The organism is Peptoniphilus faecalis (genome assembly GCF_012976305.1).
Classification (GTDB): domain Bacteria; phylum Bacillota; class Clostridia; order Tissierellales; family Peptoniphilaceae; genus Peptoniphilus_A; species Peptoniphilus_A faecalis.
Map to the genome: position 1 here is coordinate 1 of NZ_JABDSR010000009.1, position 22,239 is coordinate 22,239.

General features: G+C 31.0%; 25 protein-coding genes and 2 other annotated features. Of the genes, 20 read left to right on the forward strand and 5 right to left on the reverse strand.

Going from position 1 to position 22,239, the window contains the following annotated elements:
- Positions 1 to 575: biosynthetic peptidoglycan transglycosylase (locus tag HKO22_RS07220; protein WP_169969623.1), on the reverse strand; the 575-nt coding region annotated here is incomplete at its 3' end.
- Between the two features lie 91 nt (positions 576 to 666).
- Between HKO22_RS07220 and hflX the strand changes: the two genes are divergently transcribed.
- The 9 genes from hflX (at position 667) to HKO22_RS07265 (ending at position 8,652) form a co-directional block, all read left to right on the forward strand.
- Positions 667 to 1,956, forward strand: a complete 1,290-nt coding sequence (hflX, locus tag HKO22_RS07225) for a GTPase HflX (RefSeq protein ID WP_169969625.1) — start codon at positions 667 to 669, stop codon at positions 1,954 to 1,956.
- Positions 1,949 to 2,581, forward strand: coding sequence for a YigZ family protein (locus HKO22_RS07230; RefSeq protein ID WP_169969627.1), 633 nt, complete (start codon positions 1,949 to 1,951; stop codon positions 2,579 to 2,581). Before hflX ends, HKO22_RS07230 begins: the two co-directional genes overlap by 8 nt.
- 8 nt (positions 2,582 to 2,589) lie before the next feature.
- Positions 2,590 to 3,306: an NAD(+) synthase gene (gene nadE / locus HKO22_RS07235; protein ID WP_169969629.1), complete on the forward strand. Its 717-nt coding sequence runs from the start codon at positions 2,590 to 2,592 to the stop codon at positions 3,304 to 3,306.
- Positions 3,307 to 3,329: 23 nt separating this feature from the next.
- Positions 3,330 to 3,512: a hypothetical protein gene (locus HKO22_RS07240; protein ID WP_169969631.1), complete on the forward strand. Its 183-nt coding sequence runs from the start codon at positions 3,330 to 3,332 to the stop codon at positions 3,510 to 3,512.
- 336 nt (positions 3,513 to 3,848) lie between these two features.
- A complete protein-coding gene (locus HKO22_RS07245) occupies positions 3,849 to 4,064 on the forward strand; it encodes a hypothetical protein (RefSeq protein ID WP_169969633.1) in 216 nt (71 codons plus the stop codon).
- A 257-nt stretch (positions 4,065 to 4,321) separates the two neighbouring features.
- Positions 4,322 to 4,550: a binding site (T-box leader), on the forward strand.
- Positions 4,551 to 4,601: 51 nt separating this feature from the next.
- Positions 4,602 to 5,576, forward strand: a complete 975-nt coding sequence (locus tag HKO22_RS07250; protein ID WP_169969635.1) for an ABC transporter substrate-binding protein — start codon at positions 4,602 to 4,604, stop codon at positions 5,574 to 5,576.
- 101 nt (positions 5,577 to 5,677) lie between these two features.
- Positions 5,678 to 5,910 (forward strand) — a binding site (T-box leader).
- Positions 5,911 to 5,946: 36 nt separating this feature from the next.
- Complete coding sequence (locus HKO22_RS07255; RefSeq protein ID WP_075659294.1) at positions 5,947 to 6,936, forward strand: ABC transporter substrate-binding protein; 990 nt, start codon at positions 5,947 to 5,949, stop codon at positions 6,934 to 6,936.
- Between the two features lie 23 nt (positions 6,937 to 6,959).
- A complete protein-coding gene (locus tag HKO22_RS07260) occupies positions 6,960 to 7,844 on the forward strand; it encodes an ABC transporter permease (RefSeq protein WP_075659293.1) in 885 nt (294 codons plus the stop codon).
- On the forward strand, positions 7,831 to 8,652 hold the full coding sequence (locus HKO22_RS07265) for an ABC transporter ATP-binding protein (RefSeq protein WP_075659292.1): 822 nt from the start codon (positions 7,831 to 7,833) through the stop codon (positions 8,650 to 8,652). The genes HKO22_RS07260 and HKO22_RS07265 overlap by 14 nt, the downstream gene beginning before the upstream one ends.
- 76 nt (positions 8,653 to 8,728) lie before the next feature.
- On the opposite strand, the gene HKO22_RS07270 is transcribed toward HKO22_RS07265, so the two are convergent.
- The 4 genes from HKO22_RS07270 to HKO22_RS07285 all read right to left on the reverse strand — a co-directional run bounded on the left by HKO22_RS07270 (position 8,729) and on the right by HKO22_RS07285 (position 12,507).
- Positions 8,729 to 9,769: a DUF4179 domain-containing protein gene (locus HKO22_RS07270; protein WP_169969637.1), complete on the reverse strand. Its 1,041-nt coding sequence runs from the start codon at positions 9,767 to 9,769 to the stop codon at positions 8,729 to 8,731.
- On the reverse strand, positions 9,759 to 10,280 hold the full coding sequence (locus HKO22_RS07275; protein WP_169969639.1) for a sigma-70 family RNA polymerase sigma factor: 522 nt from the start codon (positions 10,278 to 10,280) through the stop codon (positions 9,759 to 9,761). Before HKO22_RS07275 ends, HKO22_RS07270 begins: the two co-directional genes overlap by 11 nt.
- 126 nt (positions 10,281 to 10,406) lie before the next feature.
- Positions 10,407 to 11,246 carry an ABC transporter permease subunit gene (locus HKO22_RS07280; protein ID WP_169969641.1) on the reverse strand — a complete coding sequence of 280 codons (840 nt, stop codon included), beginning with the start codon at positions 11,244 to 11,246 and terminating at the stop codon, positions 10,407 to 10,409.
- On the reverse strand, positions 11,236 to 12,507 hold the full coding sequence (locus HKO22_RS07285; protein ID WP_169969650.1) for an ATP-binding cassette domain-containing protein: 1,272 nt from the start codon (positions 12,505 to 12,507) through the stop codon (positions 11,236 to 11,238). The genes HKO22_RS07280 and HKO22_RS07285 overlap by 11 nt, the downstream gene beginning before the upstream one ends.
- A 938-nt stretch (positions 12,508 to 13,445) precedes the next feature.
- Between HKO22_RS07285 and HKO22_RS07290 the strand changes: the two genes are divergently transcribed.
- The 11 genes from HKO22_RS07290 to HKO22_RS07340 all read left to right on the forward strand — a co-directional run bounded on the left by HKO22_RS07290 (position 13,446) and on the right by HKO22_RS07340 (position 22,238).
- Positions 13,446 to 13,862 (forward strand): hypothetical protein, encoded by a 417-nt coding sequence (locus tag HKO22_RS07290; RefSeq protein ID WP_169969652.1) that lies wholly within the window; start codon positions 13,446 to 13,448, stop codon positions 13,860 to 13,862.
- Positions 13,840 to 14,121 (forward strand): hypothetical protein, encoded by a 282-nt coding sequence (locus HKO22_RS07295; RefSeq protein WP_075659288.1) that lies wholly within the window; start codon positions 13,840 to 13,842, stop codon positions 14,119 to 14,121. Before HKO22_RS07290 ends, HKO22_RS07295 begins: the two co-directional genes overlap by 23 nt.
- 19 nt (positions 14,122 to 14,140) lie before the next feature.
- Positions 14,141 to 15,049 (forward strand): hypothetical protein, encoded by a 909-nt coding sequence (locus HKO22_RS07300; RefSeq protein WP_169969654.1) that lies wholly within the window; start codon positions 14,141 to 14,143, stop codon positions 15,047 to 15,049.
- A 118-nt stretch (positions 15,050 to 15,167) separates the two neighbouring features.
- Entirely contained in the window at positions 15,168 to 16,256 is a 1,089-nt protein-coding gene (gene ychF, locus HKO22_RS07305) for a redox-regulated ATPase YchF (protein WP_169969656.1), read from the forward strand.
- A gap of 7 nt (positions 16,257 to 16,263) precedes the next feature.
- A complete protein-coding gene (locus HKO22_RS07310; protein WP_169969658.1) occupies positions 16,264 to 17,091 on the forward strand; it encodes an HAD-IIB family hydrolase in 828 nt (275 codons plus the stop codon).
- Positions 17,092 to 17,943 (forward strand): ribosome biogenesis GTPase YlqF, encoded by an 852-nt coding sequence (gene ylqF, locus HKO22_RS07315; RefSeq protein WP_169969660.1) that lies wholly within the window; start codon positions 17,092 to 17,094, stop codon positions 17,941 to 17,943.
- Positions 17,930 to 18,547, forward strand: a complete 618-nt coding sequence (locus HKO22_RS07320) for a ribonuclease HII (RefSeq protein ID WP_169969663.1) — start codon at positions 17,930 to 17,932, stop codon at positions 18,545 to 18,547. Before ylqF ends, HKO22_RS07320 begins: the two co-directional genes overlap by 14 nt.
- A complete protein-coding gene (locus HKO22_RS07325) occupies positions 18,541 to 18,900 on the forward strand; it encodes a YraN family protein (RefSeq protein WP_169969665.1) in 360 nt (119 codons plus the stop codon). Before HKO22_RS07320 ends, HKO22_RS07325 begins: the two co-directional genes overlap by 7 nt.
- 124 nt (positions 18,901 to 19,024) lie before the next feature.
- Complete coding sequence (sufC, locus tag HKO22_RS07330; RefSeq protein WP_075659281.1) at positions 19,025 to 19,771, forward strand: Fe-S cluster assembly ATPase SufC; 747 nt, start codon at positions 19,025 to 19,027, stop codon at positions 19,769 to 19,771.
- On the forward strand, positions 19,772 to 21,184 hold the full coding sequence (sufB, locus tag HKO22_RS07335) for a Fe-S cluster assembly protein SufB (RefSeq protein WP_235932837.1): 1,413 nt from the start codon (positions 19,772 to 19,774) through the stop codon (positions 21,182 to 21,184).
- A 7-nt stretch (positions 21,185 to 21,191) separates the two neighbouring features.
- The gene (locus tag HKO22_RS07340) at positions 21,192 to 22,238 is read left to right on the forward strand and encodes a SufB/SufD family protein (RefSeq protein WP_169969667.1); all 1,047 of its coding nucleotides are present in this window, start codon (positions 21,192 to 21,194) and stop codon (positions 22,236 to 22,238) included.
- Position 22,239: the final 1 nt, after the last annotated feature.

Sequence of the window (22,239 nt, forward strand, 5' to 3'; positions counted from 1 at the left end):
TAGGCGCCTTGTCCTAAATTTATTCTATTTAAGTAAGCTTCTAAAATTTCATTTTTATCTAGCACATCTTCCACTCTTAAGGACAAATAAGCTTCTTGAATTTTTCTGCCAAGAGTTTTTTGATTTGTTAAATAAACTGAACGAACGAGTTGTTGTGTAATAGTAGAGCCACCACGCATAAGGGACCTTGACTTTATATTTGCGGCAATAGAAGATGCAATGCCAATTGGGTCTAGACCTTTGTGTTTATAAAACCTGTGGTCTTCAATTGCTATAAAGGCATTCTTTACATTGTCGGGGATGTCATCTATATCCACGAGAGTTCTATATTCAAGTGATTCAATTTTTTCAATTAAATTTCCATCCTTAGAATAAATATAGGAGCTCTGATTAAAGGAAGAACTCAAATTATTTAAATTTGTGGTAGGAGTTTTTGAAATTATTGAAACAATAAGTGCTGAAAAAAGTGAAATAAATAAAACAAAAACTAAAAGCAGGATTAGAAGTGCAATTTTAATTTTTTGAGTTTTATTTAAAGTTTTAAAATTATATTTTAAGATTGCAAAATTTTTCATAATTACTCCTTTTTTTAATTATATCATTTTAGCGAGCCAAATACTATTATGGGAGTTTTTTAATCTTAGCATTATGTAGTATAATATAACTATGGATAATGTTTATTTAGAGAATTTAAATTCAAATAAAAAATTAGAGAGAGTAATTATTGTGGGTACTAATATTGGCGCTTACCCTCACAGCTTAGAGACGTCAATGAAGGAGTTGTCCGATCTTGTCTTTGCAGATGGTGCAGAGGTCGTAGGTGAAGTTACGCAAAATATTTATAAATTTAATCCAAAATATTTAATTGGATCTGGAAAGGTTGACGAGATAAAGGAAATGGTTAAACTCTTGGAAGTCGATGCCGTTGTTTTTAACGATGAACTCTCTGGGATTCAAGTAAGAAATTTGGAAAAGAGAATAAAAAAGAAGGTAATCGACAGGACAAATCTAATATTAGATATTTTTGGACTTCGAGCTACAACTTACGAGGCAAAGCTTCAAGTTGAACTTGCAATGCTAGAGTATCAACTACCTAGACTTCTTGGCATCGACGGATGGTCAAGAACTGGTGGTGGAATTGGTACAAGAGGTCCTGGTGAGCAAATTATTGAAACCGATAGAAGAAGGTTAAGAAGAGAAATCGACAAGATTAAGGAAAAACTTGATAAGGCAAAAAAGACTAGAGATACTACTAGAACTAGAAGACTTAATAGCAATACTCCAATTGTATCACTTGTTGGCTATACAAATGCAGGAAAGTCCACGATCTTAAATAGATTAAAGGAAGAAGACTCTGGAGAGGTTTCTGTAAGAAATATGCTTTTTGAAACTCTAGATCCATCTTCAAGAAAGGCGAGACTTTTGTCTGGACGTGAATTTATAATATCTGATACCGTTGGTTTTGTTTCAAAACTTCCGACAAAACTCGTTGAAGCTTTTAAATCAACTCTTGAAGAAATAAAATATTCGGATTTAATTCTTCATGTCATTGACGCATCAAGTGAAGATTTAGAAATTCAGTACAAAACTACTATGGATATATTAAAGGATATTGACGTATTGGATAAAAATATAATCACGGTTTTTAACAAGGTGGACAAGGTAAATGTATATGACATAAATTTACCTCTTCGAGTTCTTCCAGATAAAAAAGTGTATATTTCTGCAAAAAAAGATGAAAACATGGATGAACTGCTAAAAATTATAGAAAAAAATCTCGAGGAAAAATATTTTGATGTAAAATTAAAATTTACTTATGGCGATACAGGTCTTTTATATAAGCTAGTAGAAAAATTTGATGCAAAGCCTATCTATGAAGAGGATGCTATTTATTTGGAATTAAGGCTTAATAAAGGCGAATATGAAAAAGTAAAGGATTATGTTGCAAATGTATAATTCGATTTTAAAAAATGGCAAAGCTGAAATAGAAATAAAAAAATCTATTTTCATTGGACGAGCTTTTTTTGTAAAAAGTGAAGATGAAGCCCTTGAAATTTTAAAAGATATTAAAGAATTAGAGAGATCTGCAACGCATAATTGCCACGCTTACATTATTGGAGAAGATGGACTTACACAGAGATACTCTGACAACGGTGAGCCTAGTGGCACAGCAGGCATTCCTATGCTTGAAGTATTAAAAAAAGAAGAAATGAAAAATGTACTTGTAATTGTAACTCGTTACTTTGGCGGAACAAAACTTGGTGCAGGTGGACTTGTCCGTGCCTACACTGATGCAGTTGTAAAGGCACTTGATGAATCGAAAAGAGTTGTGAGAAAAATTTTCACAAGGACAAAAATAATTTACGACTATACTTTTCACGGTGCTATAATAAATTTACTTGCCAATGAAAACTATAAAATCATTGAAGAAAATTATATAGATAAAGTTGAAATTACAATTGACATTGGAGAAGATAAAAGTATTTTAGATAAGATAAGAGATATGACAAGTGCAAACTTTAAAATTGAAATCTTAAAAGAAATAGAACTCCCAACAATTGGTGGAAAAATTATTTATTAGGAGAAACTATGGATTATAAAAAAGTTACAAAAGATTTAGTAAAGTGGACAGAAAATTATGCAAAAAAAGTTGGCGCAAAGGGATTTGTCTTTGGGCTTTCAGGTGGAATTGACTCGGCAGTTGTGGCGGCAATAGCAAAAAGAGTTTTCCCAGAAAATTCTCTTGGACTGATTATGCCCTGCGATAGCATTGATAAGGATAGAGAAGACGCCCTAAAAGTTGCAAAGGCAATTGATCTTGAAACAAAGACAATTGATCTTACAAGCACTTTTTATGAACTAATGAAGGCATCCTTCACATCAGAAAACAAGATGGCAAGATCAAATATTAAGCCAAGACTTAGGATGACAACATTATATTATTATGCACAAGACCTTGGATATTTAGTCCTTGGGCCATCAAATGCAAGTGAATGGTATCTGGGCTATTCGACAAAATACGGAGACTCTGGTGCAGACATCATGCCTATTGCAAATATTTTAAAGACAGATATTTTTGAAATCGCAAAGGAACTTGGACTTCCTGATTTTATAATAAATAAAAAACCATCAGCAGGACTTTGGGTGGGACAAACTGACGAAGATGAAATGGGTTTTACTTATGAAGTTCTCGATTCCTATATAAGGGGAGAAAAAGTTCCAGAAAAAGAAATCAAAGAAAAAATCGATAGAATGCACGAAAATTCAGCTCACAAAAGATCTATGGCTCCAAGTTTTAAATTTTAAAAATTTTATAAGAGAGATTATTTATGGGAAATCATCAACTTAGAAATTTGTCAATTTTATTAATTATAATGGCAATTTTTGATATTTATAAATATTTTACTTCTGGAATAGCGGTTTCAGATTTAATTTACAAGTATATTTTTGTCATAGGAGTATTCTTAATCACTTGCTTTATCATTTATGTAATTTCAAGGAGAAATGGTTAATTTAAAAGATTACATCAAAGGTTTCTTAGTTTTTTTGTTTAATTAATTCTAGTTAGGAAATTTTATATTTATAAATTTGGTACTTATGATGGACAAAAACTTGTAGTTACCCTAATAGTCTTTGCCTTGTACCTTTTAACCTACTTTGGAGTAGAAAAATAAAAAAGAAATTTAAAATTTTTCTTAATAGTATTAACTGCTAAGAGATTTGAATTATTAAAATTTACAAAAAATTTACTACTATTTAAATGCGATTTGACTTAAATATTATATTATTTAATAAATAAGTATGATATTATGTAAAAAATTTCGTTGGGAGCAGCTACAGGTAGCACAATGGCTGCAGGGATAGCGTATGTAGCAGAAAGAATAGTTATGGAACATTGGCCGAGAGTTTATTGGACTCAAAAATTATGGACATTTAATTTTAGAGATACCAGTCCTATCTATCCAAGTTGGATTTCAGGTGATAAATATAGGTATAAAACATACTTTTATTCAGATTCAAATAGAAAGGAATTAATAGGCGTAACAGATTATTGTGATTGTTAATGAGAAAAATACTTAAAACTTTTAGCCTTTTAGCTTTATTAATGTTTATATTTAATATTTATTACTTTTATAGAAATGATTTTTTGAATATAAGCCTAATAAAACATGATATTTTTATACTGTTAGTATACGTTATATTCTCACTATTTTTATATAAATTTAAGAGGTAGATTCTGAAAATAATGTAATATTTATTAATTTGATAAAAAACACTTGACTTTAAATTTTTGTATAGCTATAATAGCATTTATAAAATAATAAATGCCATGAAAGAGAAAAAGATATTTAATGAGTCTTAAAGAGAGTGGGGATGGTGAGAGCCCACAGATAAGTTAGTATCATATATTCACTCTTAAGCATGAAGATTGAACACGAGTAGATCTTTACGGCAGTCACCGTTATCATAGACTAGAGATTGTTAGATCTTTAAAGAGGAAATATTTTTATTTCGAATTTAGGTGGTACCGCGAATCCTTCGCCCTATGTTGGGCGAGGGATTTTTTTATTATTTTAAATAATTTTTTTTGGAGGATAAAAATGAAGAATTTAAAGAAAATGGTTAAAATTGTTTTGGTAGGTGCCCTTGCTGCATCTCTTGTTGCTTGCAGTACAGATAAAAAGGCGGAAAAAAATGATGAAAAAATAAAAATTGGAGCTATCCAATATATTGAACACGTGTCTCTTGACAATGCACTTAAGGGTTTTGAAGATAGACTAAAAGAAGAGGGAATTGATGCAGAAGTTGAAGTGGAGAATTTGCAAGGAGACCAAGCTTTAACAACTACTGCGCCAAAAAAATTTGAAAAGGACGAATACAAATTAGTTTATGCGATTTCAACACCAGCTGCACAGGGAGCAAAGACAGCTCTTCCAAATAAAAATATTATTTATTCTGCAGTTACGGACCCAGTGGAAGCTGGTTTAATTGAAGCGCCAGATAAAATTACAAATATCACGGGAGTAAATGATGCAGTTTCTGCAAAGAATCAAATCGAATCCTTCCTAAGGATTTATCCAAATATAAAAACTATTGGTACAATTTTTTCTACTAACGAAGCAAATTCAAAGGTACAAGTTGAAGCTTTAGAAAGTGCTTGCAATGAGCTTGGGCTTAAACTTGAAAGTGTTGGAATAAATAATATTAACGACATTGGTCAAGCTCTTTCAACTTTAACTGGAAAGATCGATGTTTATTATGCACTTACTGATAATACTGTTGCTTCAGCTGGACCAATAGTTGCTGAAAACTTATTAAAGGTTAAAATTCCATCAATTTCTGCGGAAGAAGGACAAGTTTCAAAGGGACTTTTAATGAGTGAAGGCGTGGACTACTATGAGCATGGAAGACAAGCAGCGGATCTTGCAATAAGAATTTTAAAGGGAGAAGACATTAAAGGTGTTCACGCGGAAGACAATAAGACTGCAAAGAAAAAAGTAAATGAAAAAACTGCTAAGGCACTAGGACTTGACCTTAATAATGAAAATTTAAAGGATGCAGAGATTATAAAATAATTTTCATAACAGAAAAATTTAAAACTAAATAAAAATTTTGGGATAAAAATAAAAAAAGGCTTGACTTTGTTGTGCTACTAAATTATAATCATATTAATTTAAAAAAAGCGTTGAAAGAGAAAAAAGAATTTTTGATGATTTAAGAGAGTTGCCGCTTGGTGCGAGGCAATACACAGAAGTTTAATATACACTCTAAAGCTTATTTGTTGAATTTAGTAGGCAAGTACGGAAGCCACCGTTAACTGAGGCTAGAGGTTGTTAGACCTTAAAATGAGGTAATCTTTTTAGATTATAAAATCGGGTGGTACCGCGAAGTCAGTCTTTCGTCCCAATGTGGATGAAAGATTTTTTTTATTTTATGGAGGTTTTTATGAAATTTAGAAGAGTATTTGTTTTAGTTTTATTGTCACTATTTTTGGTTTCTTGCTCAGGTGCGAAAAATGGAAAGCCAGCAGAAGAAACTACGACAGAAAGTGCAGAAGGTGCAAAAAAAGTTGGAATAATTCAAATTGCCGACCACATTGCCCTTGAAAGAGCAAGAGAGGGATTTGTTGATGAACTTGAGAAGACAAATCCAGATGTGGAAATTATTTCTAAAAATGCAAATGGAGATCTTACAGTTGTTCCGTCAATTATAAAGTCTTTTCAAGATAAAAAAGTTGATTTGATTTATGCAATAGCAACTCCAGCAGCACAAGGTGCAAAAAATGGCGAAAAGGAAATTCCAATTATTTTTAACGCTGTAACTGATCCAGAAAGTGCAGATTTGCTAAAAAATCTTGAAACGCCAGAGGGAAATGTAACGGGAGTAAGCGATTATTTTTCAATCTCAGCACAACTTGAAGAAATGATTAGTATCTTCCCAGATATAAAAAATATTGGAGTAATGTTTTCTACTAACGAAGCAAATTCAAAATTCCAAATTGAAGAGCTAAAGAAATCTGCAGAAGGTTTTGGACTAAATGTAGTTGAAGTTGGAGTAAATAATATTAATGACGTATCAACGGCAATAAAGACAATTGAGCCAAAGATAGACATATTTATGGCTATTACAGATAACACAGTTTCATCTGCATCAACTATTATTGCAGAAAGCTTAAGGGAAGCAAAAATTCCTTCCTTTGCATCAGAAGAAGGACCGGTTGAAAATGGAATTTTAATTAGCTCAGGTGTGGACTATGCAGACCTTGGGAAGAAAGCAGCTGGTATGGCAAGTGAAATACTTGGCGGTAAAAAAGTAAGTGAAGTTCCAGTTTTATTTTCAACAGACACTAGAAAAGTTGTAAACAAAAAAACTGCTGAGGATTTAGGACTTAGCAAAGATGAAAAGTTGATGAAGGATGCAAAGGTAGTAGAATAGATTTAAAATTAGGAGGAAGAAAGTTGAATTCAGTAATAATGGAATCCATTGTTATGGGACTTATATTTTCCATATTGACAATAGGAGTAGTAATAACATTTAAAATTTTAGATTTTCCAGATATGTCTGTTGAAGGAACCTTTCCACTAGGAGCTTTTTCTTTTGCGAAGATGCTAACTCTAGGGATAAACCCAATACTTGCGATGGCAGTTTCATTAATTGCAGGAGGTATTGGCGGGTATATAACTTATATATTATTTAGAAAATTTAAAATTCAAGCAATACTTGCTGGAATCCTTACAATGACATTTTTATATTCAGTGAATTTAAGAATTACTGGCACGCCAAATGTTACTTTCTTTGATTTCAAAACTGTTTTTCAACTTTTTGAATCTGTGCCAAAGATTTTAATTCTAATAATTATTACAATAATTATAAAAATTGTTCTAGATTGGTTTTTAAAAACAGAAAAGGGATATTTGCTTTTAGCAACAGGAGACAATGAAACTCTAGTAAAAGCCCTTGGCAAAAATCCTGACAAGTACATTGCTATAGGTCTTATAATTTCAAATGCACTTGCAGCATTAGCAGGAGCACTTATGGCACAATCAAATGGATACGCAGACATTACAATGGGTCAATCCATAATAGTATCAGCACTTGCATCAGTAATTATTGGCGATGCCTTTTTAAAGAATTCAAACTTTTTAAATAGAACTACAAGAGCGATAATTGGCGCTATAATTTATAGAATTATATATGGAATTGCACTATACATTGGACTTGCTCCAAGCGATTTAAAGGGAATAACTGCAATAATAGTAGTATTCTTCATAGTTTATAACAATGTTTCATCAAAGGGACTATCTGTATTAAAGGAAAAGAGGGAAGAAAATGCTAGAAATTAAAAATATATCAAAAACTTTTTACAAGGGAATGGATGAAGAAAATCAAGTATTTGACAACTTTTCCCTTGAAATCGAAGAAAATAAATGTGTTGCTATCTTGGGACCAAATGGATGTGGCAAGTCCACACTATTTAATATGATTAGTGGATCACTAAATCCAGACTCAGGAGAAATTTTATTAGACGATGTCGACATTGCAAAATTATCTGAAGACAAGAGAGCAATTGACATTGGAAAGGTAAACCAAGATCCCTCAAAGGGAGTTTGTCAAAGCTTAAATATTTTAGAAAATATGTCAATGGCATTTAAGAAAGGTCATAAATTTACTTTTAAAAAATTGATTGACAAAAATAATAATGAAAAGATAATTGAAAAATTAAAGAGCATTGACCTTGGACTTGAAAATAAATTAAAGACGCAAGTAAAATTCCTATCAGGTGGTCAAAGACAATCACTTTCACTTTTAATGGCAACAGTAAAAAAACCAAAGATACTTTTACTTGACGAACACACGGCGGCTCTCGATCCAAAGACATCTAAGATAATAATGAATAAGACCAATGACCTTATTAAAAAAGAAAAAATCACAACACTTATGATTACTCACAACTTGAAAAATGCAATTGAGTATTCTGATAGAATTATTATGTTAAATAAGGGAAAAGTTGTACTCGACATACTCCCAAGTGAAGTTACGGAAGAAGAATTAAATAGAATTTACAATGAAAAAATCGAAGAATCAAATAATTTAGAATCAGAAAAATCAGAAAAATTAGAAAATTTAAAACAAATAAAAAAATTTGCTTAAGTATAGTATTCATAAGAATGATTACATTAAAAATCCTACCCGACAAAAGGTAGGACTTTTTCCATAATATAAATTTTTATTTTAAAGTGAGAGTAAACTCGTCACCAATTGCTTGTTCTCCAATAGGCATTTCTTTGTTGTCATAGCTGTTGACTGTCACTCTGTATAATTGGCATTTTAGTGTTTTGATTTCATTTAAAAGTTCATCGGCAGTGACCTTGCTAATGACTGGAGAGAAGTAAAGGTTGGATTTATTTTTCTCTGCTTCGCGAGTTTCAAAATAAACAAATCTGTTCTTGGAATCTCTTGCTTTTATTGAATAAAGATATCCATCTTCGCTGTCAGGATAGGTTAATAGGATTTTTTGTGAGGCTGGGCTTGTAGCAAGGCTTTCAATGACAATGTTATTTGTATCTGGAATAGTAAAGTCCTTTGCTATAAGATTTTTCTTCATTTTCATTTGTGACATATCTATATTTGTTGAGAGACTAATTTTTTTCTTGTTTCCTAAAAACTCATCAAAGAAAAATTCTAAATTAACTTTGCCTTCTTTTGGCAAAGATTCTTCTAAATCATATTTAAGAGTATAGACATTTACTTTTTCATCTTCAGGTAAAGTATATCCAGAGGCACTGGAGCTAAGAATTTGATTTTTCTTGCCATTAACTTTAAGTTCAGTTAAGGAAACTTCTCCAGAGAGCATTTTTTCTGAGTCATTTAGACTCAAAATTACAGTGTATAAATTATTATCTTCAACAACAAATTTATCAAAAATATATTTTTTGCCATTTATTTCAAAAGCTTCATTTAAATTTACGCTGTATTTATCAACTTCCCTTGAAAGACCCATGGCATCAGATAAAGTAATTTTAAAATTACTTGCTAGTTCTCTTGTCTTAGCTAAGACATAGCCACCGGATTTGTAGTTTGTTATTCCAAAAATCAATATAAGAGATGCTGCTATTGCCACCACTTTTTTATTAAACTTATTTTTCTTATTTTTTATTTTTAATGATCTCACAGTTTTTTTAAGATTTTCTATTTCAAAATCATTAAGAGGAACTTCTTCATATTCTATTTCCATGTCGTTTAATTCATCATAAATATTATTTTTCATAAAAACTTTCCCTCCATTTTTTTAAAAAATTTCTTCCTCTGCTAACTTTTTTATAGGCATTTGCTGTGGAAATATTTTGTTTAGATGCTGCCTCTTTATATGAAAGACCATTGATAAAAATATTTTCAAAAAGTTTTTTGTCTTCGTCATTTAAAAGTGAAAGGATTTCTTTTATTTCTAGATTTGAAGATAAATCTGAATCCACAATTTTCGAATCTTCATCTAATCTAAGGCTTTCAAATTTAATTTCTTTTCTAAGAATATCTATGGCTCTATACTTTGCAACAAGGGCACACCAATTTTTAAAAGTGGACCTACTTGGGTCAAAGTATTTAATATTTTGCCATATACTTAAGAGGGCATCATTCATGGCTTCTTCCCAAAGGTTTGGATATTTCCAAAGCGTTTTTGAAATAACTCCCTTTAATATTTTTCCGTAATCTTCAATAAATATATAAAGGGCATCTTCATCTTTCTTTTTTAGCCTTTCTATCAAGTCTTTATTATCCATATTTCCTCCTTCACTAATATATTCGTGATAGAGATAATAATTCTGACAAATTTTTAAAATTAGAATTTATGAAAAATAATTTTGAGCACAAAAAAACTACCTCGTTTTACAAGGTAGTTTCTAAAATTAATATTTAAGTTCTTTACTTGAATAAATTGAATAAGTCAATACTATCATTAGCACGAAGATAATTGCATTTGCAATTAAACCAATTAGGTTTAGATCTGCACTCACGAAGCTATATGGGCCAAAGACCTCATTAGGGAAGTAAGATATAACTAGTTCAAAGGAATCTCCAATAACTTTTCCTACTATTGTAAGTAATACAATTAGAAATACAAAAAGTGCGGCAATTGCATCTTGGTGTAGAGAAGATTTTGACATTGCAGAGAAGAAGAAACCAATGGACATAAACACAAGACCGGCGCCAAGTAGTCCAATAAAGACTTTTATAACTGCTTCAAAAATTTCAAAACTTGTTATTTGTATAGCTCCATCTCCAACAATTCCTATTGAAGAAATTCCAAGGACAAGCCCAACTGTTGCAAGTGCCATTATTATTAAAAATAAAATATAAATTAACAAGTTGGCAGCAATTTTACCAGTTACAATTTCTGACTTTGAAATTGGATTTGAATAAATGTATTCAATGTTACCAGAACTTTGTTCCTTTGCAAGAGAATTTGCTCCAAGTTGCATTGCAAATATAAAAATTAAAACTGCAAGATAATGATAAACAAGTGCAATGTAGTCGCCAATGTTTACTATATCAATTCCATCGTAAAGCCCTAAAATATTTCTAGCAGGCTCGTTAAAACCTTCTAACACTGAGTTAAACAGTGAGTTCATTTGAGATTCTGCAAGGAAGGGATAAAAGGCAAGCATAAGTCCAAGTAAAATTATTAGGACGATTGCCCAAGATATCATCTTTGCAAAATTTGATTTAAATTCCATATTAAATATCATTTTTATCCTCCTTTATCTTTGTCTCTTCTGTTACATTGAATACGTCATCAGAGGTTTTAAAAACAATTGTTTCATCAGATTTATTTTCATCTAAATTTTCTTTAGTTGATTCAACTTCATCATTCATTTCATTAGGCACAACTTTATTGTAGTCGTCATCTACAAAGAGATTTGTCTTTGTATTGTGGATTATATCTTTTTCAGAGTTTTCTAATTTTACGCCTTCCACTTCAGTGAAATTATTTTCTCCTTCATTAACTTTTATCGTGCCTTCTGTTACTCCATTGATATTAGAAGTTTCAACTGAATTTGCAGAAATTTTTTCTGTTGAATTTTCAGCTACTCCTTTATTTGGTGCTTCAGTTTTTTTCCTAGGAAGTTTTGCATTTTCTCCCTTGTAGTAGGCATTTATTTTATCGCTTAATTTTGCATCTTCAAGCACATAATTTTCAAGAGCTTCCTCGTAAATCACCCTTGAAAGTTCAGGAAGTGCTCCGTCAAAGTATAGCACAGTTTCCTCTTCATCCTTAATAACTCTTGCACCTATTGAAGTAAAGTAATTTAAATTTCCCCTATAAGAGTCAATTTTTAAAACTTTATCTTCAGCAGCTTTTACATTATTGTATTCAATATCTTGAATTTTACCATCAGATAGGTAAGCGATGCGTTGAGAATATTTTTTTGCTTCTCTTAGTGAATTAGATAGAAGTAAAACAGTTAAACTTTCTGTTTCATTTAATTTCTTAACATGAGAGAAAAGCCTATCAACATCCTTTTCTTCCAAAAATTTAGAAGGACTATCTAATATTAAAAGCCTTGGTTTAACAACAAGAGCATTAATAATAGCAAATAGTTTTCTATCTCTATCTCTTAAATCACAAATTCTTAGATTTGAATTAAATTCAAAATAATCACAGAGGGCATCAATATCTTCTGTGTTAGACATACTACGTGTACTAAGTGTCTTTTTTAATAAAGTATAAGATTTTATCTTTGAATCGAAAATCATATCTTCAGGTACGAAGGACACAGTTTCTTTTATTTCTTTTGATTCTTTAAAGGAATCCATATCATAAACCCTAATAGATCCGCTACCGGGTTTTAAGTATCCCATAATAATTCTTGCAAGAGTTGTTTTTCCGGATTTTTCTGTTCCAAGAAGAGAGAAAAATTCGCCATCTAAAATTTCTAAATTTAAATTAGATAAAATTTTTTCTTTGCCCTTGCGTTTTGTCAGGTCATTTATGACGATGGCACTCATACTGTTCACCTCTTTAATAATTGATAAACTCATTATACAATAAAAAACAGCTAATTAAAAGGATATAAAATTATAGTAAAGTGCATTATTTTTATTTAATCTAGTGATATAATAATAGTAGATGAATTATATATTTAGCAAAAAGAATCGATAAATCTTAAGGAGTTTTTTAAGAAAAAGAAAATTATACCTTTAATATTTTTAGTAAGTTCTTATTTGGGAATATTTACACTACTTGCAATGTTAACAAGTGTTTTGCCAGGAATGGCAAAAGGAGAGATTTTAATAGATAATGATACTGTAATGCGATTTTTTGTATTATTTCTAGCTTTATTAATTCTGGGCTATATTTTTGTTTTATACATATAATAATAAAGAAAAAATATTTTTCTAAAAAAATATATATCAGGTTTTGTTTATACAATCTTTATATTTTATTTAGAAGAATAAATAATTCTTATCCAAGGATTAATATTATTCCATTTAAATCTATTGTAAATTATCCTTACGATTTCATAACTATGACAGATGAATTAAGCTATTTTTCTTTTTTTAAATTTATAATATTGCCAATAGTTTACTTAATTCCAATTTTTATTTTAATTTTAAAAAAGAACAGTAAAAATTATTTTAAAATAACTTTTATCATTGTTGTTTTATTAGAAGTAATTAAGTTTTTATTATATAAAAATTTTAACGTAGACAATATATTGTTTGGAATATTATCATCTATACTAACCTTTGAAATATTTCAAAAGTTTTGTTTTAATAGCAATAATGCTATTAGTATGTTCTTTTAGTATATTTGCTTTAGAGAATGAAGTTGATAATGAAAAGAAAGTGACGATGGTATTTTTAATTGGACTAGTAGAGAAGAGAGGATGAACTCTGATGGTTCATTAGACTATTCCTTCTATTAAGAATTAAGATATGAAAAGATGATGCCTTATGGTGGACATAATCAATATGATGCTTATGATGTTTATATAGATACAGAAAAGGGAGCTTTAGTTAGCTTTAAGAAAAAGGGTATAGAGAAAGAGGAAATTTCTTTGAGAAGTTTTAGCCAAACTAGAAATCCAATCCCAAAAGATAAAGTCATAAGAATAGCAAATGAATTCTTGCAAAAATACAATAAAGGGGAAATTCAAGAAGTTAGTGTTGGAACTGCTATTCCCAATAAAGATTTTTTTAGGCTGATGGATGGAAAAGAAGAAACTGAACCTGTTATTATAAGTGAAGAAAACTTAGAAGATCAAATAATTAAGGAAGTTTATATCCTAAAAAATGAAAAAGTAGAAGTGCATGTAGATTTGTATTCTGGAGAGATTGTTGGAGGAGAGTTGTATCTATGATAATGCAGGGGCAGCATCTATAAATGATGACGCTATCCCTTACCCAAGAGAGTCTGTAACAGATGCTCAATCAGGACTAGCTAGAATGGGTTATGACTTAGTAGGGGGATATTTTAGCTATAATTATTTATGGCAATTTTGGAATTCTCCTTCTAGTAGTAAATCAGTACGTCAGGCTGCGCTCGATGCGGCAAATAAAGTACCTGAATACTGCCCAATTAGATTTTTCGGAAATCGAAGTTATAATGGATTTTATTAGAGTTTAGCAGGAGGACGCTATGATAAAACAATCGTTAAAAATTTTATTTATCTTCATACTGGGGGTATTTCTTATCCCCAGTATATCCCAAGCAAAAAGTAAAGAAATTTATGCAGTAAAGTGTGAAATAAATTATTGCGGAGAAGATATCCAAGCTTTTTATATGAAAGATGCCCTATTCATTAAATTAAGGGATTTCCTAGATTTTTTCGACAAACAAAATGATAGTTTTGTGAATTATGATAGTACATCAAATAGCGTAATGTTAAATATCCAACCAAAGATGTTGAAAATGAAGAATTCCATTAAAATTAAGCCTGTAAAATCTGATAAAAAAATAAAGATTTTTAATTCAAGTCATAAATTAATTGCTTATTCAAAAGAAAATAAAGATAATGGAAAGAAACAAGAAATTAAAGGAATGCAGATGTACTTGATTAATGGAGATAACTATGTGCCTTTAAAAGAAATTTGTGAAATTTATAAAATTCCAATGAATCAAAAGAGTGAATATATAACTTTAAACACAAGTGAAATAAGCAAAGTAAATGATAAAAAATTTACACTTGATAACAAGACTATTGGATGTCAATCTATGAATATAGAAGTAATTACAGATGAAGATCTAAATATTAAATCTTTTATTGTAATAGGTAAGTTGAAAGAAGATATTTTGGACACAATCATAAAAAACATTAGTAGTCAAGGACCAGAAGACCCACTAAAAAACGAACCATATAAGGGAACGGTTATAGTAAATATAAAAGCTGATAAGGATGATGATATAACCTTCACATTTATTCCAGAAAATAAAATTGGGAATAAATATTATGTATCATATGGAATAGGTAATGGCAAAACTAAGTACAAGAACCTGAGTGTTAATGTAGGAAAAAAGATATTAGGTCTGATAAATGGTTCTAAATAAAATATAATTTAAGTGTTAATCATAATAGTGTTAGTTGTAAAGACTGACACTATTTTTTTATTAATAGACCTATGCTTTTTAATTATGATATAATTTTAATTTGAATGGAGGTTTTCTAATGAAACTTGGAATCGTAGGACTACCTAATGTAGGTAAGTCAACTTTATTTAATGCTCTTACAAGTGCTGGTGCTGAAGCTGCAAACTATCCCTTTGCAACTATTGAACCAAATATTGGAGTTGTAAATGTGCCTGATGAACGATTAGATGTCCTTGCAAAATTAAGCAATTCACAAAAGATTGTTCACACAAATATAGAATTTTATGATATAGCAGGTCTTGTTAAAGGTGCAAGCAAGGGCGAAGGACTTGGAAATCAATTTTTATCAAATATTCGCGAAGTTGATGCCATTGTTCATGTGGTAAGATGTTTTGATGACGAAAATATTATTCATGTTGATGGATCTATTGACCCTATTCGTGATATTGAAAATATAAACTTGGAATTAATTTTTTCTGACCTTGAACAAGTTGAAAATAGATATTCAAAGGTTGTAAAAAAGGCTAGGGCAGAAAAATCTCTTGCAAAGGAAAGAGATCTTTTGGAAAAAATTAAAAATGCTCTTGAAAAAGGTAAGGCTGCAAGAGAAGTTGAACTTGACGAGGAAGAAGAAAAAATTATAAAAAATTATTCTCTTCTAAGTGCAAAACCTGTAATCTATGTATGCAATGTTTCTGAAGAAGAATTAAACAAAGAAGACAATGAATATGTGAAAAAAGTAAAAGAGTATGCAGAAAAAACTGGCGATGAAGTTGTTGTAATCTCTGCAGAAATTGAAGCTGAAATTGCTACTCTTGAAGATGATGAAAAGAAACTTTTCCTTGAAGAACTTGGTCTTGATTCATCTGGATTAGACAAATTAATTAAGTCGAGTTACAAACTTCTTGGTTTAATTTCTTTTTTAACTACTGGTGAAATGGAAACTAGAGCATGGACTGTTAAAAAAGGTTCAAAGGCGCCAACTGCTGCTGGAAAAATCCACTCTGATATGGAAAGGGGATTTATTAAGGCTGATACAGTTAGCTATAAGGATTTAGTTGAGTCAGGCTCTGTTGCTTCTGCAAGAGAAAAGGGACTCATTAGAAGTGAAGGAAAGGATTATGTCGTTGAAGATGGCGATGTAATTGTATTTAAATTTAATGTATAGGTGATTTATGATTAAAATTGTTTCTATGGATTTAGATGAAACTCTTCTAAGTACAGATAAGGTTATGACAAAGAGTTTTGAACCCTTTGTGGAAAAACTGAAATCTAATAATATTATTCCCGTAGTTGCTACTGGCCGTGAATATTATTCTGCTCACAAATTTGTGGGAAAGAATGTGGACATCGACCTCATATGCAATAATGGAAATGTAATTAGGAATAATCTTACTGGGAAAGTTGAGTATGTAAATCCAATTAGTAAAGAGGATTTAAAAAGAGTAATGAGTTTTGATGATAAAGACAATATCTACACATCACTTCATATTGAAAGAGATGATGGAATAGATCTTGTTTACAAGAAAAAGAATTTTGAAAGCTTTGAAGGTTCCTATGTCGATGCTTTTAAGGGAAGAAATCTTGTAGTAGATGATTTTGAAAGTATAAAGGGGAACCCACTTTCAATTGTATTTGCTGGAAATCATGATGATTTAGTTGCTCTTAGGAATAGAATGAGAGATGAAATTTCTGATAGATTTAATTTTCACATTATGAAAATTAGAAGAGAGCCAAAGTGGATGCTTGAAGTTTTACAAAAAAGCGGCGACAAATTTTTTGGGATAAAAAAATATGCGGAAAATAGAAATGTGGATTTAAAAAATGTTGCTGCTATTGGCGATGATTCCAATGATGTAATGCTAATAGAAAATGTTGGACTTGGAATTGCAATGAAAAATGGAGTAAAGAGACTTATAGAAGTTGCAGATGTAGTTTCCCAATACGACAATGACAATGATGGAGCAGTAAAAATTTTAGACAAGGTTTTATTTGGTGATTAAATGAATATTAACTGGTATCCAGGTCATATGAAAAAGACAATTGAGGATATTGAGAAAAAATTAAAACTCATAGATTTTGTAATAGAGATAATTGATTCTCGTATTCCCTTCTCAAGTAGAAATCCTCTTTTTGACGACCTTTTAAAAAACAAAAAAAGACTTTTAATATTTAATAAGTCAGATTTATCAAATCCAAAATTAAATGAAGATTGGATGAAAAGAATTATTGATGAAAATAATTTTGCAATTTCTTACAATGCAATGAAGCCAAATGTGGCTTTAGTCGTAAAAAGATCTGAGGAATTAATGTCTGAAGAGATAAAAAAATATGAGGATAAGGACCTTAACAAGGGACCACTTCGTGCAATGATTGTGGGCATACCAAATTCTGGAAAGTCAACTTTTATAAACTCAATTTCTGGCACAAAATCTGCAAAAACTGGAAATAGGCCGGGAGTTACAAAGACAAATCAGTGGATAAAAATTCACTCAAAGCTTCACCTATTAGATACGCCAGGAGTTTTGTGGCCAAAGTTTGAAGAAAAAGTTGGACTTAACCTAGCCTTTACTGGTGCGATAAAGGATGAAATTATGGATAGAGAAACCCTCTCTTTAAAATTAATTGAAAAATTAAAAAAGATTGCACCGAAGTCAATAGAAGAGAGATATAAAATTTCTAATGTCGAAAATATGGAGCCAATTGAAATTATGGAGGAAATTGGAAAAAATAGAGGTGCACTTATGCGTGGCGGATTAATAGATTATGAAAAAGTTTCTGGAATTATTTTAGACGAGTTTAGGAAGGGAACTCTTGGAAGAATAACTTTGGAGGAACCAGATGAATTTTTATAAATTTGAAGATGAATACTACGACAAGGGGTACAAAAATATTTGTGGAATTGATGAAGTTGGAAGGGGCTGTCTTTTTGGAGATGTAGTTTCTTGTGCAATTATTATGCCAAAGGACGAGTACATCGAGGGAGTAGATGATTCAAAAAAGTTGACACCTAAAAAAAGAGAGGCACTTTATACAAAAATTTTGGAGTCTTGCATTGCCGTTGGAATTGGAAGGGCAAATGCAGATATTATTGATAAAGTAAATATAAAAATGGCTACTCACATTTCCATGATAAATGCTCTTGAAAATTTGCGCGATAGGGAAAACAAAAAGGTCAATGCAGACTGTGTTTTAATAGATGCCGAAACTATAGAAACTGGGATTTTTCAACATGCAATTGTTAAGGGCGACGAGTCTTGTTATTCCATTGCCTGTGCCTCAATTATTGCAAAAGTTTATCGAGATGACCTTTGCAACAAGTGGGCGGAGAAATATCCTCATTATGGAATCGAAAAACACAAGGGCTATGCTACAAAATATCATAGAGATGCTCTAAAGGCTTATGGTCCAACGGATATGCATAGAAAATCTTTTTTGAAGAATATGAAATTATGGTAGGACACAATTTATTTTTTGGCAATCGTGGAGAAGATATTGCCACAAAATTTTTGGAGAAGAAGGGTTATATAATTTTAGAAAGGAATTATAGAGCCCTTGGTACAGAAATAGACATAATAGCAAGGGATAAAGATGAAATTGTCTTTGTTGAAGTAAAATCTCGAAACTCGAGAAAATATGGTGATGCCTGCGAAGCTGTCACGGAATTTAAAATGCAAAATATAATTCAAACTGCCACGGCGTATATTATGGAAAAAAATCTTTACGACATAATGGTTCGCTTCGATATAATTGAAATTTATTTTAATGAAAAGGAAATCAATCACATAGAGTCGGCATTTATGCTTTCATAAACTAGGTCAATCCTAGTTTTTTTATTTTTAATTATTGTTTAATTATTAAAAGAGTTGTGTTATTATAGTTAATAGAAAAAACATAGTAATTTTGTATGAATTATTTTTTATAAATGGAGGAAGTATGACAGAGTTATTGAGAATTGAAAATTTAAGTGCTGGCGTAGAAGATAAAGAAATTTTAAAAGATATAAATTTAAAAATTAATTACGGCGAGGTGCATGTAATTATGGGGCCAAATGGTTCAGGAAAATCCACACTTGCCAATGTAATCATGGACAACCCAGTTTACAATGTAACTAGTGGAAAAATATTTTTAGATGGAGAAGATATTACAGATCTTACAACTGATAAGAGGGCAAATAAAGGACTTTTTATGTCCTTCCAAACTCCTGAAGAAGTTCCAGGAATTTCGGTGGAGAACTTTATTAGAACGGCAAAATCTTTAAAGGAAGATAAGACAATTTCTATTTTAAAATTTAAAAAGGAAATAAAAAAGGAAATGGAAGAGTTAAAAATGGATTCTTCTTATGCTGAAAGATATCTTAATGTTGGCTTTTCTGGTGGAGAAAAAAAGAAAAATGAAATTCTTCAAATGCTTATGCTAAATCCAAAACTTGCAATTTTAGATGAAACTGATTCAGGGCTTGATGTCGACGCAACGAGAATTGTATCAAGAGGAATTGAAAAGTTCTTAAATAAAGATAATGCAGTTTTAATTATCACTCACCACAAAGAATTAATAGACAACATTAAACCAGACTTTGTTCACGTAGTTTTAGATGGACAAATTGTAAAAGAAGGAGACGCTTCTCTAATTGATAAAATCGAAAAGGATGGATTCAATTGGATAAGAGAAGAGGTGAAATAATTGACTAAGATAGATAAAACTTATGTAGAAGACATGGATCGTGGCGTCTATGATATTAAAAATAAATTTACCTTTAGATCAAAGACTGAAAAGGGTCTTACAGAAGAAATTGTAAGACAAATTTCAAAGGAAAAGGATGAACCAGAGTGGATGCTTGAAAGTAGACTTAAGGCATTAAAAATATTTAATGAAAAGACAAACCCAGAGTGGGGACCAGATTTATCTGAAGTCGATATGGATGAAATCACAACTTATATTAGGCCTGATGCAGATATGAGTGACGACTGGAAAAATGTGCCAGAGGAAATAAGAGATACCTTTGATAAGCTAGGAATTCCTGAAGCAGAAAAGGAATTTATGTTATCTGGAGTTGGGGCACAATATGATTCTGAAGTTGTATATCACAATATTCAAAAATATTTGTCCGACCAAGGGGTAATTTATACAGATTTTGAAACGGGGCTTAAAAAATATCCAGAAATTGTAAAAAAGTATTTTAGCAAATGCATCACTCCAAATCTTCACAAGTATGCAGCTCTTCACTATGCAGTTTGGTCTGGAGGATCCTTTGTATATGTTCCAAAGGGAGTAAATGTAGATATACCTTTACAATCTTACTTTAGACTTAACGCACCAGGAGCTGGGCAATTTGAACATACTCTTATAATTGTGGAAGAAGATGCTTATTGTCATTTCATCGAAGGCTGTTCTGCTCCAAAATACAATGTAATAAATCTTCATGCGGGAGCTGTTGAACTTTTTGTTGGAGAAAATGCAACTCTAAGGTACTCAACAATAGAAAATTGGTCGAGAAATATGTATAACTTAAACACAAAGAGAGCTATTGTTGAAAAAAATGGAAAAATTGAATGGGTTTCAGGTTCCTTTGGCTCAAAAGTTTCAATGTTATATCCTGCATCAATTTTAGTGGGAGAAAATGCAAGCAGTGAATTTACGGGGATTTCTTTTGCGGGTGAAGGGCAAAATCTAGATACAGGAGCACAAGTTGTTCACGCAGCACCTCATACTAAATCAACTATTAACACGAAATCAATTTCAAAATCCGGTGGAATTGCTATTTATAGAGGACTTGTTGAGATTAAGGAAAATGCAGTGGGCGCAAAGAATTCAACTTCCTGTGAATCATTAATGCTTGATAGCAAGTCTCGTTCAGACACAATTCCAACTATAAAGATCGAGAATAACGATATTGATATAGGACACGAAGCAAAAATTGGAAGAATTAGTGATTCTGTAATTTTTTATTTGATGTCTAGAGGAATTTCTGAACAAGAAGCAAGGGAAATGGTTGTAAGAGGATTTGCAGAACCAATTGCAAAGGAACTTCCTATGGAATATGCAGTTGAGATGAATAATCTAATTAACCTTGAACTTGTTGGAGCAATTGGGTAGGTGAAAGATGAATATAATTGGAAATGAAATTGCCTTTAAAACTTTTAGTTTTTTAAAGGTAAATGAAACAGAAATAAAAATCCCAAAAATCAGGGGGAAATTATATAGAGAAGAAGGGAAAAAAAATCCGGGAGAAATTTCTGAATTTGAAAAAATAAAATATGGAATTTCATCTGACGCATTGGAATTAAATAGAAAATATTTAAATTATTACAATTCCTATGTGGCAAAGGAAGGAGAAGTCAAAGAAGATTTCAAATTATTTGAACTAGATGATGAGTATTGTGAACTTTTTGATCTTCAACATATAATTGCAGAAAAAAATTCAAAATTGAAAGTTATACTTGACTACACTTCTTGTGGCAAGGGCGAAAAATTCAGAAATTCTGTTATAAAGGTTTTAGCAAAGGAAAACTCTCAAGTAGAAGTTTTTGTAATAGCAAGAGACGATGATAAATCCTTAGTCCTTGAATCTATTGGAATTTACACAGAAGATGACGCAAAGGTATCTGTTCACCAATATGAACTAGGCGCATCAAAACTATACACAAACTATAAAGCAGAACTTATTGGCGAAAGATCCTCTTCAGTTGTAGATTCAATTTATTTTGGACAAAAAGAGGAATATTTAAATATGAATTACGACATGATTCATAGAGGAAAAAAGACTGAGTCAGATATTTTGGTAAATGGAGCACTAAAGGACAAATCCTTTAAAAATTTTAAGTCAAACTTACAATTTATAGAAGGCGCAAAGGGTGCTGTTGGCTCTGAAGAAGAGTATTCAATTTTGCTTGACGACACAGTCAACTCAATTTCAGTGCCACTAATGCTTGCTCACGAAGATGATGTAGTAGGCAATCACGCATCAAGTGCAGGAAAACTCGACATGAATCAAGTATTTTATCTAATGAGCAGAGGAATTAGTTATGATGAAGCAGAAGCACTAATAGTTGAATCAAAATTTTCTCGAGCAATTGACGCACTGGCAGATGAAAAATTAAAAGAGGAAGTTTGGAATTCAGTTAGACAAATTATAAAGAGAGGAAATTAAT